The sequence below is a fragment of the Lentzea sp. NPDC020367 genome (assembly GCF_044387305.1).
Taxonomy (GTDB): domain Bacteria; phylum Actinomycetota; class Actinomycetes; order Mycobacteriales; family Pseudonocardiaceae; genus Lentzea.
This window is the reverse complement of sequence record NZ_JBIRVV010000001.1, coordinates 351,048-369,830: the sequence shown is the minus strand read 5'-3', so window position 1 is coordinate 369,830 and position 18,783 is coordinate 351,048. Positions and strand designations below refer to the sequence as shown.

Genomic DNA, 18,783 nt, shown 5'->3' with positions numbered 1-18,783 from the left:
AAACGTTCCCAACGAGCAGAAGCTGTGGAATCCACTACAGGTCCGGCTGTTCGAATGTGCCAACGAGGATCGCCTCGGGGAGCACCGCGGGATTCGGACTGACGGAGCGCAGAGCATGAGCAACTCCAGTGAGAAGGTTGTCGAGGCGCTGCGTGCGGCCGTGAAGGAGGCCGACCGCCTGCGCCGTGCCAACCGGCAACTGGTGGCCGCGGCCAGTGAGCCGGTGGCGATCATCGGCATGGCCTGCCGCTTCCCCGCCGGAATCACGTCCCCGGAACAGCTCTGGGACCTGGTGTCCACCGGCAGGGACGCGATCACGGGCTTCCCCGCGGACCGCGGCTGGAACGTGGAGGAGTTGCTCGGCAGCGGGGTCGACGCCCGCGGCAACAGCGTGTCGGTGCAGGGCGGCTTCCTGCACGGCCTGGCGGACTTCGACCCGGCGTTCTTCGGCATCTCACCGCGCGAGGCCGTGACCATGGACCCGCAGCAACGCCTGCTGCTGGAAGTCTCCTGGGAGGCCCTGGAACGAGCGGGCCTCGACCCGTCCACCCTGCGCGGCTCCCGCACGGGCGTGTTCATCGGCACCAACGGCCAGGACTACGAACATCTCCTGATCCGCGGCCTGGACGACGCGACCGGCGACGTCGGCACCGGCATCGCCGCCTCCGCCGAGTCGGGCCGGATCTCCTACGCGTTCGGCTTCGAGGGCCCGACCCTGACCGTCGACACGGCCTGCTCCTCGTCCCTCGTCTCCCTGCACCTGGCCGTGAACGCCCTGCGCGGCGGCGAGTGCACGCTCGCTCTGGCCGGCGGCGTGAACGTCATGTGCACCCCAGGCTCGCTGGTCGAGTTCTCGCGCCAAGGCGGCCTGGCCCGCGACGGCCGCTGCAAGGCGTTCTCCGACGACGCGGACGGCACCGGCTGGTCCGAGGGCGTCGGCGTCCTCGCACTGGCCCGCCTGTCCGACGCGCAGGCCCTGGGATACCCCGTCCTGGCCGTGGTGCGCGGCTCGGCCGTCAACTCCGACGGCGCCTCCAACGGCTTCACCGCCCCGAACGGCCGCGCCCAGCAACGCGTCATCCGCGCCGCCCTGGACCGCGCGGGCCTCGGTCCGTCCGATGTGGACGTCGTGGAGGCGCACGGCACCGGCACCGCGCTGGGCGACCCGATCGAGGCCCGCAGCCTGCTGGCCGTGTACGGCGCGGACCGCCCGTCGCCTCTGCTGCTGGGTTCGGTGAAGTCGAACATCGGCCACACCCAGGCCGCCGCCGGTGTCGCGGGCATCATCAAGATGGTGCAGGCGATGCAGCACGGCGTCGTGCCCGCGACTCTGCACGTCTCCCGCCCGTCCACGCACGTCGACTGGTCCGCCGGTGACGTCTCCCTGGTGACCACGGCTCGGTCCTGGCCGGAGTCGGAGCGTGCGCGACGTGCGGCGGTGTCGTCGTTCGGCGTGTCGGGCACCAACGCGCACGTGATCATCGAGGCCGCCCCGACCGCTCCGGAATTGTCAGACCTGCCTGAGATGATTGGGATGGGGGGTAGTTCCCCCCAGGGGGCCGGCCAATCCGAATCGATCCCGAAGAGCGCGCCGGCCCCAGCAGGCAGCGCGGGTGCGGCAGACCAGGTGCCACTGGTCGTGTCGGCCAAGTCCGAAGCCTCCCTGCGAGCCCAGATCGACCGCGTCCGCACCCACCCCGGCGACCCGCGCGACATCGGCCACTCCCTCGTCACCACCCGCACGCTCTTCGAACACCGCGCCGTCCTCCTCGGAACCACCGAGATCACCGGCCAGGCCAAGCGCACCGAGCTCGCGATGCTCTTCACCGGCCAGGGCGCCCAACGCCTCGGCATGGGCAAGCAACTGCACGCCCACTACCCAGCGTTCGCCGAGGCCTTCGACGCCTGCACCACCCCCGAACTCAGACAGATCATCTGGGGCGACGACGAAGACCTGCTCAACCAAACAGGCAACGCCCAACCGGCGCTGTTCGCGTTCGAAGTGGCGCTCTACCGCCTCCTGCAGCACTTCGGCGTCGAACCCACCCACCTAGCCGGCCACTCCATCGGCGAGATCGCCGCCGCGCACGTCGCCGGTGTCCTCAGCCTCGACGACGCCAGAACCCTCGTCACCGAACGCGCCCGCCTCATGCAGGCCCTCCCGCAGACCGGCGCGATGGTCGCCGTCCAAGCCTCCGAAGCCGACGTCACGCCGCACCTCACCGGCAACGTCAGCATCGCCGCCGTCAACGGCCCCACCTCTGTCGTCCTAGCCGGCGAAGAAGAGGCCACCCTCGAACTCGCCCAGCGCTGGAAGCACAAGCGCCTCCGCGTCTCGCACGCGTTCCACAGCCCGCTGATGGAACCGATGCTGAACGACTTCCGCGACGCCATCAGCACCCTCACCTTCCACCAGCCGCAAATCCCCATCCAAACGCACGCAGACGTCACCGACCCTGAGTACTGGGTACAGCACGTCCGCAACACCGTCCGCTTCCACGACAACGTCCAAGCCCTGCAAGGCAAGACGTTCCTGGAGGTCGGCCCGGACGGCGTCCTGGCCGCACTGGTCGAGGGCGCCATCCCGACGATCCGCAGGGACCGCGACGAGGTCGAGGCGTTCGAAACCGCACTGGCCCACCTGCACGTCAGCGGCACGCGAGTCGACTGGCTCCCCTGCTACCCCAACGCCAAACGCGTCGACCTGCCCACCTACGCCTTCGAGCACGCGCCCTACTGGCCGTCGGTCTCGGTCAGCGCGGGCGACGCCACCGGACTCGGCCTCTCCCCCGCCGGGCACCCGCTGCTCGGCGCGGCCATGACCGTCGCCGGGTCGGGCGAACTGATCCTCACCGGCACGCTGTCCGGCGCGCAGTGGCCTGCCTTCCCCACGGCCGGATTCGTCGAGCTGGCGCTGAAAGCCGCGGACCTCACCGGCCACAGCGCCGTCGAGGAACTCACCACGATCGAACCGCTCCGCCCGGGCAACGGTTCCGTGCAGGTCCAGCTGCACGTCGGCACCGACGGCCGCTTCGCCCTGCACTCGCGTGCCGACCAGCAGGAGTGGGTCAAGCACGCCGAAGGCAGGCTCGGCACCGGCACGCAGCCTGAGAACATCGCCGTGTGGCCGCCGAAGGGCGCGCAGGTCGTCGACAGCTCCCACGACGAGAGCCTCCGCGCGGTCTGGCGGCGGAAGGACGAGATCTTCGTCGAGGTCGCACTGTCTCAAGACGCCACCGGTTTCGGCATCCACCCGGCCTTGCTGGACGCCGCACTGAACGCCGCGTCGTTCCTCGGCGTCGAAGGCGATCCCGCGGACTGGCGTTCGGTCACCCTGCACGCCACGGGCGCCGAAGTCCTTCGCGTCCGGCTGTCCGAAAAGGACGGGCAGGTTCAGCTCACCGCCGCCGACGCCAACGGGGAGGCGGTCCTGGACGCCGCCATCTCGTTCCGCGAGTTGGCGGCGACGCAACGCACCGAACTGTACCGGCTCGACTGGGTCCCGATCGAGGTCCACGGCGCCAACGACTGGGCCGTGCTCGGCGAGGACCTCCTCGAACTCGGTGTTCCGGTCGTGGACTCGTTGGCGGGCGAGTTCACGCCGGACACCGTCCTCGTGCCGGTCACCGATTCCTGGCAGGCTCTGCTGCTGATCCAGGAGTCGCTCCTGACCTCCGCGCGACTGGCGTTCGTCACGCGAGGCGCCCTGTCCGGAGACGACCTGGCGGGCGCGGGCGTGTGGGGCCTGGTGCGGTCGGCGCAGGTCGAGCACCCCGGCAGGTTCCTGCTGCTGGACGTCGAGGACTCCCTCCCGGACGGCCTGACGTCGCTCTTCGACCTCGGCGAGACCCAGGCCGTCGTCCGCGACGGCGAGGTGCGCGTCGGCCGGTTCAGCCGCGCCGCCCACTCCACCGAACACTCGTGGAACGGCACCGTCGTCGTCACGGGTGACGTCCCCGAGATCGCGCAGCACCTCAGCGAGCTACCAGGGGTGCGCGGGATCGTCACGATCACCGACTGGGACTCGCTGCCCGAAACCCTGTCCACCGTGGACGATCTGGCCGCGGTCGTGCACGCGGCCGACCTCCAGGACGACGGCGTCGTCGGCGCCCTGACCCCGGACCGGCTCGACACCGTCTTCCAGGCCAAGGCCGACACGGCGTGGCTGCTGCACACGCTGTGCGGCGACGTTCCGTTCGTCGTGCTGACGTCGGTCGCCGAGGTCGTCGGCGCGGTCGGCAAGGGCGCGCACGCCTCCGCGAACAGCTATCTCGAAGCCCTCGCCGCCCACCGCCGCGGTCTCGGCCTGCCGGGCCTGGCGCTCGCGATGGACACGTGGGACCCGGCCCTGTTCGACGCCGCGATCGGGACCGACGAGGCGTTCCTCGCGCCGTTCGTGCCCGAGCGCGCCCGCCCAGGTCGCCGCACCGCCTCGAACGCCCGCAGCGGCGACCTGGCACTGAAGCTCACCGGCCTCCCGTCCGCCGACCGGCTGCCGTTCGTGGTCGAGGTGGTCCGCGAGGAGGCCGCGAAGGTCATCCACGCCGGCGCGATCGCGGAGGACAGGGAGTTCCGCGCGCTCGGCTTCGACTCGCTCACCGCCATCGAACTGCGCAACGCGCTCGCCCTGGCCACCGGCCTCTCGCTGCCCGCGACGCTGATCTTCGACTACCCGACCCCGCAGGCCGTCGCCGAACACCTCCTGGCCGAACTGACCGGCGAGGGCCTCTCCGACGACGTCGTCGCCCAGGGCCAGGCCGATCTCGACGACCCGATCGTGATCGTCGGCATGGCCTGCCGCCTGCCCGGCGACGTGCACTCGCCGGAGGACCTCTGGCAGTTGCTCGTCACCGGCGGCGACGGCGTCACGACGTTCCCCCACGACCGCGGCTGGGAGGCCGAGGCGATGGGCGGCACCGTCGAGGGCGGTTTCCTGCACGGCGCGACGCAGTTCGACGCGGGCTTCTTCGGCATCTCCCCGCGCGAAGCCCTCGCCATGGACCCGCAGCAACGCCAGCTCCTCGAAGTCGCCTGGGAGGCCGTCGAACGAGCCGGCATCGACGCGACGTCGTTGCGCGGCACGAAGACCGGCGTCTACATCGGCACGAACGGCCAGGACTACACGAACCTGATCCTGCGCTCCCGCAACGAGGTAGAGGGCCACGCGTCAACGGGCCTGTCGTCCGCGGTGATCTCCGGCCGCCTCTCCTACACCTTCGGCCTCGAAGGCCCCGCCCTCACCGTCGACACCGCCTGCTCGGCCTCGCTGGTCGCCCTGCACCTGGCCGTGAACTCGATCCGCTCCGGCGAGTCGACGATGGCCCTGGTCGGCGGCGTGACGGTGATGTCGACCCCGATGAGCTTCGCCGGTTTCAACGCCCAGGGCGGCCTGGCCGGTGACGCGCGCTGCCGTTCGTTCTCCGAGGACGCCAACGGCACGGGCTGGGCGGAAGGCGTCGGCGTGCTGGTGATCGAACGCCAGTCCGACGCCCTGCGCGCGGGCCACCAGATCCTCGCCGTAGTGCGCGGTTCCGCCATCAACCAGGACGGCGCCTCGAACGGCCTGACCGCCCCGAACGGCCCCGCGCAACAACGCGTGATCCGCCAGGCCCTCGCCAACTCCGGTCTGTCCACTTCGGACGTCGACGCCGTCGAGGCGCACGGCACCGGCACCGTCCTGGGCGACCCGATCGAGGCCCAGGCACTGCTGGCGACGTACGGGCAGAACCGCACGTCGCCGCTCCTGCTGGGTTCCATCAAGTCGAACATCGCCCACGCCCAGGCCGCCGCCGGCGTCGCGGGCGTGATCAAGCTCGTCCTGTCGCTGCGCAACGGCGTGCTCCCGCGCACGCTGCACGTGACGTCGCCGACCTCGCACGTGGACTGGTCGGCGGGCAACGTGTCGCTGCTGACCGAGAACACCCCGTGGCCCGCGGTAGACCGCCCTCATCGCGCCGGCATCTCGTCGTTCGGCCTGTCCGGCACCAACGCCCACGTGATCATCGAGGCCGCTCCGACGGCCCAGGAATTGTCAGACCTGCCTGAGATGATTGGGATGGGGGGTAGTTCCCCCCAGGGGGCCGGCCAATCCGAATCGATCCCGAAGAGCGCGCGGGCCTCGGCAAGCGCCCCGAATTCGACGGGCCCGGCGCCGTTGCTCGTGTCCGCGAAGTCGCCCGAAGCCCTCCAAGCCCAGATCGACCAGATCAACGCCCTCGTCCAGAGCGGTGCGAACGCACAAGACGTCGCCTACTCCCTGCTGCACCACCGCGTGACGTTCGACCATCGCGCCGTGCTGCGAGACGGCACGACACTGGCAGAAGGCATCGCCTCCCCCAAAACGCTCGCATTCCTGTTCAGCGGCCAAGGCGCCCAACGCCTCGGCATGGGCAAGGAGCTGTACGAAACCCAGCCGGTCTTCAAAGCCGCACTCGACGAGATCTCCCAGCACCTCGACGTCACCCCGGTCATGTGGGGCGACGACGCCGACGCGCTCAACCAGACCGGCAACACGCAGCCCGCCCTGTTCGCCTTCGAGGTCGCCCTCTACCGCCTCGCCGAAAGCACCGGCCTCACCCCGAAGTACCTGGCGGGCCACTCGATCGGCGAGATCGCGGCCGCCCACGTCGCCGGCGTCCTCACCCTCGAAGACGCCGCCAAACTCATCCAGGCCCGCGCCCACCTCATGCAGGCCCTCCCGCAGACCGGCGCGATGATCGCGATCCAGGCCACCGAAGCCGAGATCACCCCGCACCTCACCGAGAACGTCTCCATCGCCGCCGTCAACGCGGAGAACTCCGTCGTCATTGCAGGCGACGAAAACGAAGCACAGCGGATCGCCGCCAAGCTCAAGGGCCGCAAGTCCACCCGCCTCAAGGTGAGCCACGCGTTCCACAGCCCGCTGATGGAACCGATGCTCAACGACTTCCGCGAAGCCATCAGCACCCTCACCTTCCACCAGCCGCAAATCCCGATCCAAACGCAGGCGGACGTCACCGACCCCGAGTACTGGGTGCAGCACGTCCGCGACACCGTCCGCTTCCACGACAACGTCGAAGCCCTGAAAGCCAAGGGCGCCAACGCGTTCCTGGAGATCGGCCCCGACGGCGTCCTGAGCGGTCTCACCGACGCCGTCCCCGCCCAGCGCCGCGACCGGACCGAGACCGACGCGTGGCTGACCGCGCTGGCCCGCCTGCACGTCATCGGCGTCAAGGTCGACTGGCAGCTCGAAGGCCGCACGATCGACCTGCCCACCTACCCGTTCCAGCACGAGCGCTACTGGCCGGAGATCGCCCAGGCACCGGCGGCCGGCCGCGACCCGATCGACGCCGAGTTCTGGGCCGCCGTCGAGCAGCAGGACGCCACTCAACTCGCCACCACGCTCGACATGGACCCGCAGACGTGGGCCGGCGTGCTGCCGGGCCTGTCGGCCTGGCGGCAGAAACGATCCGCGAAGTCCACTGTGGACTCCTGGCTGCACGAGGAGTCGTGGACGCCCATCACGGGCCTCAAGCCCGCGCAAGGCGCGTGGTTCGTCGCAGTGCCGATGTCGCTGTCCGAGGACGCCTGGGTGCAGACGTTGCTCGCCTCTCTCGGCAACGACGTCACGGTGCTCGAGGTGGCATGGGCCGACCGCGAGTACCTGACCGGGCAGCTGGTCGAGTTCAACCAGAAGCGCTACACGGGCGTGATCTCGTTGCTGGCGCTGGACGATCTCGACGAACTGGCGCCGGTAGTCGGCACGACCGCGCTCATCCAGGCGTTGGGCGACGTGGACATCAACGCGCCGTTGTGGGTCATCACGCGCGGCGCGGTGTCGACCGGACGCCACGACCTGCTCACGCAACCGTGGCAGACCGGTGTGTGGGGCCTGGGACGCGTCGCGTCGCTGGAGTACCCGCAGCGCTGGGGCGGTCTGATCGACCTGCCGGACGACATCGACGACCGCATCGCGCACCGGTTCACGTGCGTGCTGTCCAGCGACGAGGACCAGGCGGCGGTCCGGTCCGCCGGGGTGTTCGGCAGGCGCGTTGTCGTTGGCGCGCAAGCGAACGGTGTCGAGTGGACGCCGTCCGGAACCGTGGTGATCACCGGTGGTACCGGCGCTCTCGGCGCGCACCTGGCCCGTGACTTCGCTCAGCGCGGCGCCGCGAAGATCGTCCTGGTCAGCAGGCGCGGCCTCGGTTCCCCAGGCGCTGTGGACCTCCGGGCCGAGATCACCGCGCTCGGAGCGGAAACCGTTGTCGTGGCGTGTGATGTCGCCGACCGGGACGCTGTCGCCGAGCTGCTGACGCCGGACGTCAAGGCCGTCGTGCACGCGGCCGGTGTGCTCGACGACATGATGTTCGACAGCCTGACGCCCGACGCGTTCACCAAGGTGTTCGAGTCGAAGGTGAACTCGGCGTTCGTTCTCGACGACCTGACGCGCGGCATGGACCTGGACGCGTTCGTGCTGTTCTCGTCGGTGGCGGGCTCGGTCGGCAACATGGGCCAGGGCAACTACGCCGCCGCGAACTCCGTGCTCGACGCGATCGCCCAGCAACGCCACCAGGCAGGTCGTGCCGCGACGTCGATCGCCTGGGGCGCCTGGGCGGGCGACGGCATGGCGGGCGACGACCGCGTCGCCGAGCACATCAAGCAGGTCGGCGCGGCGTCGCTGGACCCGGAGCTCGCGATCACCGCGCTGCGCCACCTCGTCGCACACGGCACGCCCACGGCGGTCGTCGCGGACCTACGCGCGCCGCAGCTGCTGATGGCGTTGCTGAGCCTGCGCCCGACGCCGGTGATGTCCGAACTGCCCGGCGCCCGCGAGGCCCTGGACGAACTCGCCGCCGCCCGCGCCGAGAGCGACTCGGCCGCCGCGGAGTTCCGGCGTTCGCTGCGATCCCTGCCCGCCGACGAACGCGTCGGCCCGGTGCTCGACCTCGTCCGCGAGCGTGCGGCGGTGGTGCTCGGACACGCGGGCAAGGAGGCGGTCGCGTCCGACAAGGCGTTCCGCGACATCGGTTTCGACTCGCTGACCGCCGTCGACCTGCGCAACCACCTCTCCTCGATCACGGGACTCGCGCTGCCCGCCAGCCTGGTGTTCGACTACCCGACACCGCTGGCGCTCGCGGAGTTCCTGCTGGACGAGCTCCTCGGCGACACCTCCGTCATCGCCGAGGAGCACGTTCGCCTCGCGGACACCGACGACATCGCGATCGTCGGCATGGCCTGCCACTTCCCCGGCGGCATCGACTCGCCGGACGACCTGTGGCGCGTGCTGATGGCGGGCGAGGACGTGATCACCTCGTTCCCGGCGGACCGCGGCTGGGACACGACCGAACCCATCCGCGGCGGTTTCCTCGACGGCGCCGCGGACTTCGACGCGTCCTTCTTCGGCATCTCCCCGCGCGAAGCCCTCGCGATGGACCCGCAACAACGCCTGCTGCTCGAAACCTCCTGGGAGGCCTTCGAACGCGCGGGCATCGATCCCGCTCAGTTGCGAGCCTCACGGACCGGCGTCTTCGTCGGCACCAACGGCCAGGATTACCAACACGTCGTGATGGCCTCCAACGAAGACCTCGAAGGCCACGCGGGCACGGGCCTGGCCGCATCGGTGATCTCCGGCCGAATCTCCTACGCGCTGGGCCTGGAAGGACCCGCCGTCACCGTCGACACCGCCTGCTCCTCAGCCCTGGTCGCGCTGCACCTGGCCGCCCAGTCACTGCGCGGCGGCGAATGCTCCCTGGCCCTGGCCGGCGGCGTCACGGTCATGGCGACCCCCACCTCGTTCTCGGGCTTCTCCCGCCAGGGCGGACTCGCCCAGGACGGCCTGTGCAAGGCGTTCTCCGACTCCGCGGACGGCACGGTCTGGTCCGAAGGCGTGGCCGTCCTGGTGGTAGAGCGCCACTCCGACGCTGTCGCCGCCGGACACCCGATCCTCGCCCTGGTCCGCGGTTCGGCGTTCAACTCCGATGGCGCCTCCAACGGCCTCACCGCCCCGAACGGCCCCTCGCAGCAACGCGTGATCCGCGCGGCCCTCGCCTCGGGCGGCCTGTCGGTGTCCGATGTGGACGCCGTCGAGGCCCACGGCACGGGCACCGTCCTGGGCGACCCGATCGAGGCGCACGCCCTGTTGGCCACCTACGGCCAAAACCGCGCCGAACCACTGCTGCTCGGCTCCGTGAAGTCCAACCTGGGCCACACACAGGCGGCAGCGGGCGCGGCGGGCGTCATCAAGATGGTGCTGGCGATGCACCACGGCCAACTCCCCCGCACCCTGCACGTCACCTCGCCGTCGTCCCACATCAACTGGTCCACGGGCGCCGTCGAACTCCTGACCTCCACCACCGCCTGGCCCGCGGTGGACCGGCCTCGGCGCGCGGGCGTCTCGTCGTTCGGCATCTCGGGGACGAACGCGCACGTGATCTTGGAAGCGCCGAGCGCCCCAGAACTGTCAGACCTGCCTGAGATGATTGGGATGGGGGGTAGTTCCCCCCAGGGGGCCGGCCAATCCGAATCGATCCCGAACGGCGAGGCGAACCCCGCAGACACGGCGGGCACGCCAGGCGCGGCGAGTGCGGTGCCGTTGCTCGTGTCGGCGAAATCAGCGGGCTCGCTGCGCGCCCAGGTCGAGCGGATCAAGGCCGTTCTCGCCGCCGGAGCGAACCCGCTCGACGTCGCCCACACCCTGTCGAAGCGGTCGCGGTTCGCCCATCGCGCGGTCCTGATCGACGGCGAGGAAGTCGCGAACGGGATCGCCGGCGAGCACACGCTCGCGGTGCTCTTCTCCGGCCAGGGCTCGCAGCGCCTCGGCATGGGCAAGGACCTGTACGAGCGGTTCAGCACGTTCGCGGACACGTTCGACGCCGTCCTCGCCCACTTCGAACCGGGCCTGCGCGACCTCATCTGGGGCACTGACGCCGACGCGCTCGACCAGACCGGCAACGCGCAGCCCGCCCTGTTCGCGTTCGAGGTGGCGCTGTTCCGGCTGCTGGAGGAGTTCCGGATCAAGCCCGCCCACGTCGCGGGCCACTCCATCGGCGAGATCGCGGCCGCCCACGTCGCCGGAGTCCTCACCCTCGAAGACGCCGCCAAGCTCGTCCAGGCACGCGCCCGCCTCATGCAGGCCCTCCCGCAGACCGGCGCGATGATCGCGATCCAGGCCACCGAGGCCGAGGTCACGCCGCACCTCACCCGCAACGTGTCGATCGCGGCCGTCAACGCTCTCAACTCCGTCGTCATCGCCGGCGACGAGCAAGAAGCCGTCACGATCGCGGCCAACTGGAAGCACAAGCGACTCCGCGTCAGCCATGCGTTCCACTCGCCGTTGATGGAGCCGATGCTCGACGACTTCCGCGAGGCGATCAGCGGGCTCACGTTCCACGCACCGGTTGTAGGAATGTCAACATCCGGCGACGTCGCCACCGTCGACTACTGGGTGAACCACGTCCGCGACACCGTCCGGTTCCACGACAACGTCCAGTCGCTCAGGAGCAAGGGCGTCACGCGGTTCATCGAGGTCGGACCGGACAGCGTCCTGTCGGCCCTGGTTGACGGCGTGCCGACGTTGAGGCGTGACAGGACTGAACTGCACAGCTTGATGACTGCACTCAGTCAAGTACATGTTGACGGAATCAATGTTGACTTGACTCAGATGTTGATTCGAGGTGTACAAATCAACATCCCGACGTACGCCTTCGAGCGCGAGCGGTTCTGGCCGAAGGCATCCGTCGGCGGCCGTACAGGTGACCTCACGGCCTATGGCCTCGCATCGGGCGGACACCCGCTTCTCGGCGCGGCGGTCACCGTCGCGGGCACTGACGAGTTGGTGCTCAGCGGACGGCTCGCGAAGGCGACGCATCCGTGGCTCGGCGAGACGTTCCCGGCGACCGGGTTCCTGGACTTCGCGATCCGCGTGGGAGACCTCGTCGGCTGCGATCGCGTCGAACACCTCGCCACGGCCGTGCCGTTGCGTCTGCCGGAACGTGACGCCGTCGCCGTGCAGGTGCGCGTCGGCCCACCGCAGGACGGCAAGCGCACGGTGAGCGTGCACGCCCAGCACGGCGACACGTGGGTGGAGCACGCCACTGGCACGCTCACCACCGAGCCGTACCACGCGACGTTCACCGGTGACGGCGTCGAGGTCGAACTGCCCGACGGCGTGGACGACGCCGCCACGTTCGGTGTGCACCCGTTGTTGTTGGCGCAGGCCCTCGAAGGCACGAGCGAACTGCTCGGTGAGGGCGTGCCGTTCGAGTGGCGAGACGTGTCGCTGCACGCCATCGGCCCGGAGCGGCTGAAGGTCCAGCTCACGCGCAACGGTGACTCGGTCGAGGTTGCGGCCGCCGATGCCGAGGGCAACCCCGTGTTGTCCGTGCGCGCGTTGACCGTGCACGTGCCTGAGGTTCCGCAGGACCAGCGGGTGCGTGAGGCGTTGTTCCAGGTGAACTGGGTGCCGGCGCGACTCGGCGAGGCGTCCGAGATCAACGCCCGAATCGTCGAGGTCCGGGGCGGCATCGACGCCGAGGCCGCACACCGGGCGACGATCGAGGCGTTGGAGGTTCTACAGAACGCCGACGAGCGCACGGTGTTCGTCACGCGGGGCGCTCAGGAGCCTGTCCGCGATCTTGGTGCGTCGGCGGTCTGGGGCCTGGTGCGGGCCGCGCAAGCCGAGGATCCCGGACGTTTCCTGCTGATCGACCTCGACGAGTCGAGCACCGTCGAACCCGGCATGCTCATGAGCGAGGAGCAGCAGCTCGTCGTACGGGACGGCGTCGCCCACGCCGGTCGGCTGGCGCGCCTGGGCGAGCACGAGACGCTGCCCGTCGACTGGTCCGGCACCGTGCTGATCACCGGTGGTACCGGTGGCCTGGGTGCGGAACTGGCGCGGCACCTCGTCGCGTCCGGAGCACGAAGCCTGCTGCTCCTGAGCCGGCGCGGACCCGACTCCCCTGGTGCGGTGGAGCTGCAGGCGGAACTGATCGCGCACGGCGCCATCGTCACGATCGCCGCCTGCGACGTCGCCGACCACGACGCGCTGGCCGCCGTCCTCAATGGACACGAAGTGACCACCGTCGTGCACACGGCGGGTGTGCTGGACGACGGTGTGATCGCGTCGATGACGCCCGAGCGGTTGACGAAGGTGTTGCGGCCCAAGGTGGATGCGGCCTGGAACCTGCACACGCTCGTCCCGGAGGCGCAGTTCGTCCTGTACTCGTCGGTGTCCGGCGTGCTCGGCACCGCGGGCCAGGGCAACTACGCGGCGGGCAACGCGTTCCTCGACGCGCTGGCCCAGTACCGGCGTTCGCTTGGGCTGCACGCGGTGTCGCTGGCGTGGGGCGCGTGGACGTCCGAGGTCGGCATGACCGGGCAGATGGACGCGGCGGCGTTCGAACGGCTGGAGAAGTCCTCGATGCCGCCGATCTCGCTGGAGCTCGGCCTGGCGCTGTTCGACGCGGCGGTCACCACAGACGCGGCGCAGGTCGTGCCCGCACGGGTGATCAGCGGCACCACGAACGGCATGGTGCCGCCGCTGCTGCGCGACCTCGTGCGCGGCGGGCGCCGAACCGCGGCGAACCGCTCCGACGTGCAGCTCGGCCCGGACCGCCTGGTGGACCTGGTGCTGTCCGAAGCCGCCGCCGTCCTAGGACACGGAACCGCTGCGACGATCGACGCCGGTCTGGAGTTCAGCCAGCTCGGCTTCGACTCGCTGACGTCCGTCGAATTGCGCAACCGCCTCGACGCGGCGACCGGCCTCACGCTCCCGGCGACGCTCGTCTTCGACTACCCGACTCCCCAGGCGCTCGCCGGCCACCTGGCCGTCGAACTGTTCGGCGGCACCGCCGAGACCGAGTCGTTCGCGGGCGCCGTCAGCGACGAGCCGATCGCGATCGTGGGCATCGGCTGCCGGTTCCCCGGCGACGTCATGAGCCCTGACCAGCTCTGGGACCTGGTGGCGGCCGGACGGGACGCGATCAGCGGCTTCCCTGCGGACCGCGGCTGGGACGCGGGCGTGGTCGGCGACGGCGACGGGCAGTCGGTGACCGGCCACGGCGGCTTCCTGAACGGCATCGCGGACTTCGACCCGGCGTTCTTCGGCATCTCCCCGCGCGAGGCCGTCGCGATGGACCCGAACCAGCGCCTCGTCCTCGAGACCGCCTGGGAGGCCCTCGAACACGGCGGCCTCGACCCGCTGGCCCTGCGCGGGTCGCGCACCGGCGTCTTCCTCGGTGCCGGCGGCCTCGAATACGGCCAGCTGGTGATCAACTCCGAACAGGCCCGTGAGGGCTTCTCCAGCACCGGAACGTCTCCGAGCGTCGTGTCCGGCCGCCTCTCTTACGTACTCGGTCTGGAAGGACCGTCGATCACGGTCGACACGGCGTGCTCGTCGTCGTTGGTGGCGCTGCACATGGCCGTGTCCGCGCTACGGAACGGTGAGTGCACTCTGGCGCTCGCAGGCGGCGTGCAAACGTTGGTGTCGCCGGGCACTTTCATGGAGTTCAGCCAGCAAGGCGGCCTCGCGCGTGACGGCCGTTGCAAGGCGTTCTCCGATTCCGCCGATGGCACTGCATGGGCCGAGGGCGTCGGCGTGCTCGTGGTCGAGCGTCTGTCCGATGCACTCGCTGCTGGGCATGACGTGCTCGCGATCGTGCGCGGCTCTGCGGTGAACTCGGATGGCGCGTCCAACGGCCTGACCGCACCCAACGGTCCGTCGCAGCAACGTGTGATCCGTGCGGCGCTCGCTGCTGCTGGGTTGTCGACCTCCGATGTGGACGCCGTGGAAGCGCACGGCACCGGAACGGCCTTGGGCGACCCGATCGAGGCGCAGGCACTGCTCGCGACCTACGGCCAGGACCGCGCGGAACCACTGCTGCTGGGTTCGTTGAAGTCGAACATCGGCCACTCGCAGGCCGCGTCGGGCGTCGCGTCGGTGATCAAGATGGTGATGGCGATGCGGCACGGCGTCCTGCCGCGCACGCTGCACGTCACCGCACCGTCGTCGCACGTGGACTGGTCGGCGGGGTCGGTGTCGCTGCTGACTTCGGCGACCGCGTGGCCCGCGGTGGACCGGCCTCGGCGCGCGGGCGTCTCGTCGTTCGGCATCTCGGGGACGAACGCGCACGTGATCTTGGAGGCGCCGGCCGCGGGGATCCCCCCAATTTCCAGCGTACCGGCCGTGAGCGCTGGTCAGAGGGGCGCGCTGGAATCTGTGGACAACTCCGGGCCTGTGGACAACCCGCCCCTTGTCGATCTTGCCGACTCGGAATCGTCCGTCTCGCGTGCGACGATTGGAGTGGGGACTTCGCGTCCCCCCAAGGGGGCCCCCGTCGTTGTTTCGGCGAAGTCCCCCGATTCGCTGCACGCTCAGATCGAGCGGATCACGGACTTCGCCGAACGAACCGGGGCGAGCGCGCACGACGTTGGGTTCTCCCTGCTCAGCCGGTCGCGCTTCGACCACCGGGCGGTCCTGCTCGACGGCGCCGAAATCGCCACCGGACAGGCGAGCAAGAAGAAGCTCGCCGTGTTGTTCTCCGGGCAGGGCTCGCAGCGGCTCGGGATGGGCCGGGAGCTGTACGAGCGGTTCGAGGCGTTCAAGACGGCGTTCGACGAGGTCGATCGACACCTCCGCATCAAGAACGTCGTCTGGGGCACGGACGAAGCCGCGCTGAACAGCACGGCCAGGACGCAACCCGCGCTGTTCGCGATCGAGGTCGCTCTCCACCGGCTCGCCGAGAGCTTCGGCGTCGAGGCCGACGTGGTCACCGGGCACTCGGTCGGCGAGATCGCGGCGGCGCATGTCGCCGGCGTGTTCAGTCTCGAAGACTCGGCAACGCTCGTCCGAGCGCGCGCGAACCTGATGCAGGCGTTGCCCGCCAACGGTGCGATGTTCGCGGTCAGGGCGAGCGAGAGCGAGGTCATCAAGCACCTCAACGACGCCGTGTCCATCGCGGCGGTCAACGGGGAGAACGCAGTGGTCATCGCGGGCGACGAGGCGCAGGCGCGGAAGATCGCCGGGAACTGGGAGCACAAGCAGCTCAAGGTCAGCCACGCGTTCCACTCCCCGCTCATGGACCCGATGCTCGACGACTTCCGCGACGCCATCCAGCACATCCGTTTCCAGGAGCCGAAGATCCCGGTGCAGGCCACCGGTGATGTCACGACGGCCGAGCACTGGGTTCGGCACGTGCGGGACGCTGTGCGGTTCGCGGACAACGTTGCGCACATCGGCGACGCCACGTTCCTGGAGATCGGGCCGGACGGGGTGCTGAGCGCGCTGGTCGACGGTGCGATTCCGGCGCTGCGCAAGGACAAGGACGAGGTCACGGCGTGGACGACGGCGCTTGCGCGGTTGTTCGTGCAAGGGGTGGACGTCGACTGGGCGCCGTTCTTCCCGGAGAACAAGAAGATCAAGCTGCCCACCTATCCGTTCCAGCACGACCGGTACTGGCCCACGCCGCGCAAGAACGCCGGTGACGTCGCCGCGGTCGGGCTCGGGCCGGTGGACCACCCGGTGCTCGGTGCCGCGATGACGCTCGCCGGGTCCGATGCCGTGGTGTTCACCAACAGGCTCACGGAAGACCACCCCGAGGCTGCGTTCGCGGAGATCGCGTTCCGGGCGGCCGATCAGGTCGGGTGCGGGCTCGTCGAGGAGCTGGTCGTCAGCGGGCCGTTGACGGCAGGCGTGTTGCAGGTGTCGGTTTCGCCGCTACAAGAAGGAAAGCGGCAGCTCACCGTCCACACGCGACAGGGTGACGAATGGGTGCTGCTGGCGAGTGGTGTGCTCGGAGAAGGTGAGTACGCGAGCGACTTCCCGGTCGGTGAGTGGCCGCCGAAGGGTGCCGTCGAGATCGGGGAGAACACGTGGCAGCTCGGGGACGCCACGTTCGCCGAGGTGTCGCTGGAATCCGGCGACACCAACCAGTACGGCGTGCATCCCGAGCTCATCCAGAAGGCGATGCTCAGCGAGGACGTGCCGCTGGAGTGGCGGAGCCTGTCGTTGCACGCGATCGGTGCGTCGACGCTGAGGGTCCGGCATCTGGGCGGCGCGATCGACGCCGTTGACGGGCAAGGGTCGCCGGTGTTCTCGGCACGGACCGTGGTCCTCGGCTCGCCTCTGACGAAACAACAGCAGCAGGATTCGCTGTTCCGGCTGGAGTGGGTGCCCGCGCCGCGGTTCGCCGAGGCTGAGGCGGCCGTCGTCGAGATCAGTGGCGGCGAGAACTACGTCGAGGAAGCTCATTCTCTTGCTGTGCAGGCACTTCACACGGTTCAGCAGGACGAGCGGGTCGTGTTCGTGAAGCGCGGCGACGACCTGGCGGCGTCGACGGTGTGGGGGCTGGTCAGGTCGGCGCAGTCGGAGAACCCCGGACGGTTCCTGCTGGTCGACACGGACGACTCCGCGCCGCTGCCGATCGGGTTGCTGGACGTGGGCGAGACGCAGGCGCGAGTGCGGGACGGGCAGGTCCAGGTCGCTCGGCTTGCCCGCGTCACCGACGCCGTGGAGACCGCGAAATGGGATCCGGACGGCACGGTGCTCATCACCGGCGGAACGGGTGGGCTGGGCGCGGAGCTGGCGCGCCACCTCGTCGCGGAACGGCGTGCCCAGCGGCTGCTGCTGGTCTCGCGGCGCGGACCGGATGCGCCGGAAGCCGTTGCGTTGCAGGCGGAACTGACGGCGCACGGTGCGGACGTCACGATCGCCGCCTGCGACACCGCCGACCTCAAGGCGGTACGGAAGGTGTTGAAGGGCGTCGAGTTGACGGCCGTCATCCACACGGCGGGTGTGCTCGATGACGGCATCATCGGCTCGTTGACGCCGGAGCGGCTCGCCACCGTCCTCACGCCCAAGGTCAACGGCGCGTGGAACCTCCACGAGGCCACGAAGACGCAGAAGCTCAAGGCGTTCGTGCTGTATTCGTCGGTCTCGGGCATCGTGGGCGCGCCGGGACAGGGCAACTACGCCGCCGCGAACGCGTTCCTGGACGCACTCGCCGTCCATCGGCGCGAGCAGGGGCTGCCGGCGACGTCGCTGGCGTGGGGTCCGTGGGCGCAGTCGAGTGGCATGACGGCGCATCTGCAGGACAGCGCCATCGATCGCATGGGGCGGGGCGGGATGCCGCCTTTGACCGTCGAGGAGGGCATGCGGCTGTTCGACGACGCCACGTCGCGTGACGAGGCGTTCCTGGTGCCGGCGCGGATCAGCACCGGGCGTTCGGACGGGCCCGTCGCGGCGGTGTTGCGCGGTCTGGTCCGCGGCGGCAAGCGGGCAGCAGGGGCGTCCACTGTGGACTACGGAGCGACGCTGGCGGCGCTGCCCGCGGAGGACCAGCTCCAGCACGTCCTCGACCTGGTGCGCGGGCACGCGGCCGGCGTCCTCGGGCACGCGACGCCCGTGGCGATCGACCACGACAAGCAGTTCCGCGACCTCGGTTTCGACTCGCTGACCGCCGTGGAGCTGCGCAACAGCATCGCGGCCGCCGCCGGGCTCAAGCTCGCGGCGACGCTCGTCTTCGACTACCCGACGCCCGCCGAACTGGCCGCGCACCTGCACGGCCTGCTGGTCAGCGCGCAGGACGAACGGCCCGCGCTCACCACCGAGCTCGACCAGGTGGAGATCGCGCTCGCCGCCGGAACGCCGGGGGTCGCGGCGCGGCTGCGCAAGCTGCTCGCCCAGTACGGCGGCACGGCCAAGAAGGAAGCCGCGCGCGAACGCCTCACCGAGGCCTCCGCGGACGACGTGTTCGCGTTCATCGACAACGAGCTCGGCCGACGCACCGAGCGCTGACCCACTTCACGACG

General features: G+C 70.1%; 1 protein-coding gene. It reads left to right on the top strand.

Going from position 1 to position 18,783, the window contains the following annotated elements; all coding sequences use genetic code 11:
* Positions 1-115 precede the first annotated feature (115 nt).
* Entirely contained in the window at positions 116-18,769 is an 18,654-nt protein-coding gene (locus ACH413_RS01635; RefSeq protein ID WP_360029681.1) for a type I polyketide synthase, read from the top strand.
* Positions 18,770-18,783 lie beyond the last annotated feature (14 nt).

What these genes read in the sequence shown, in the direction of transcription:
- ACH413_RS01635 (WP_360029681.1), top strand. Translation starts at nt 116, where the DNA reads ATGAGCAACTCCAGTGAGAAGGTTGTCGAGGCGCTGCGTGCGGCCGTG.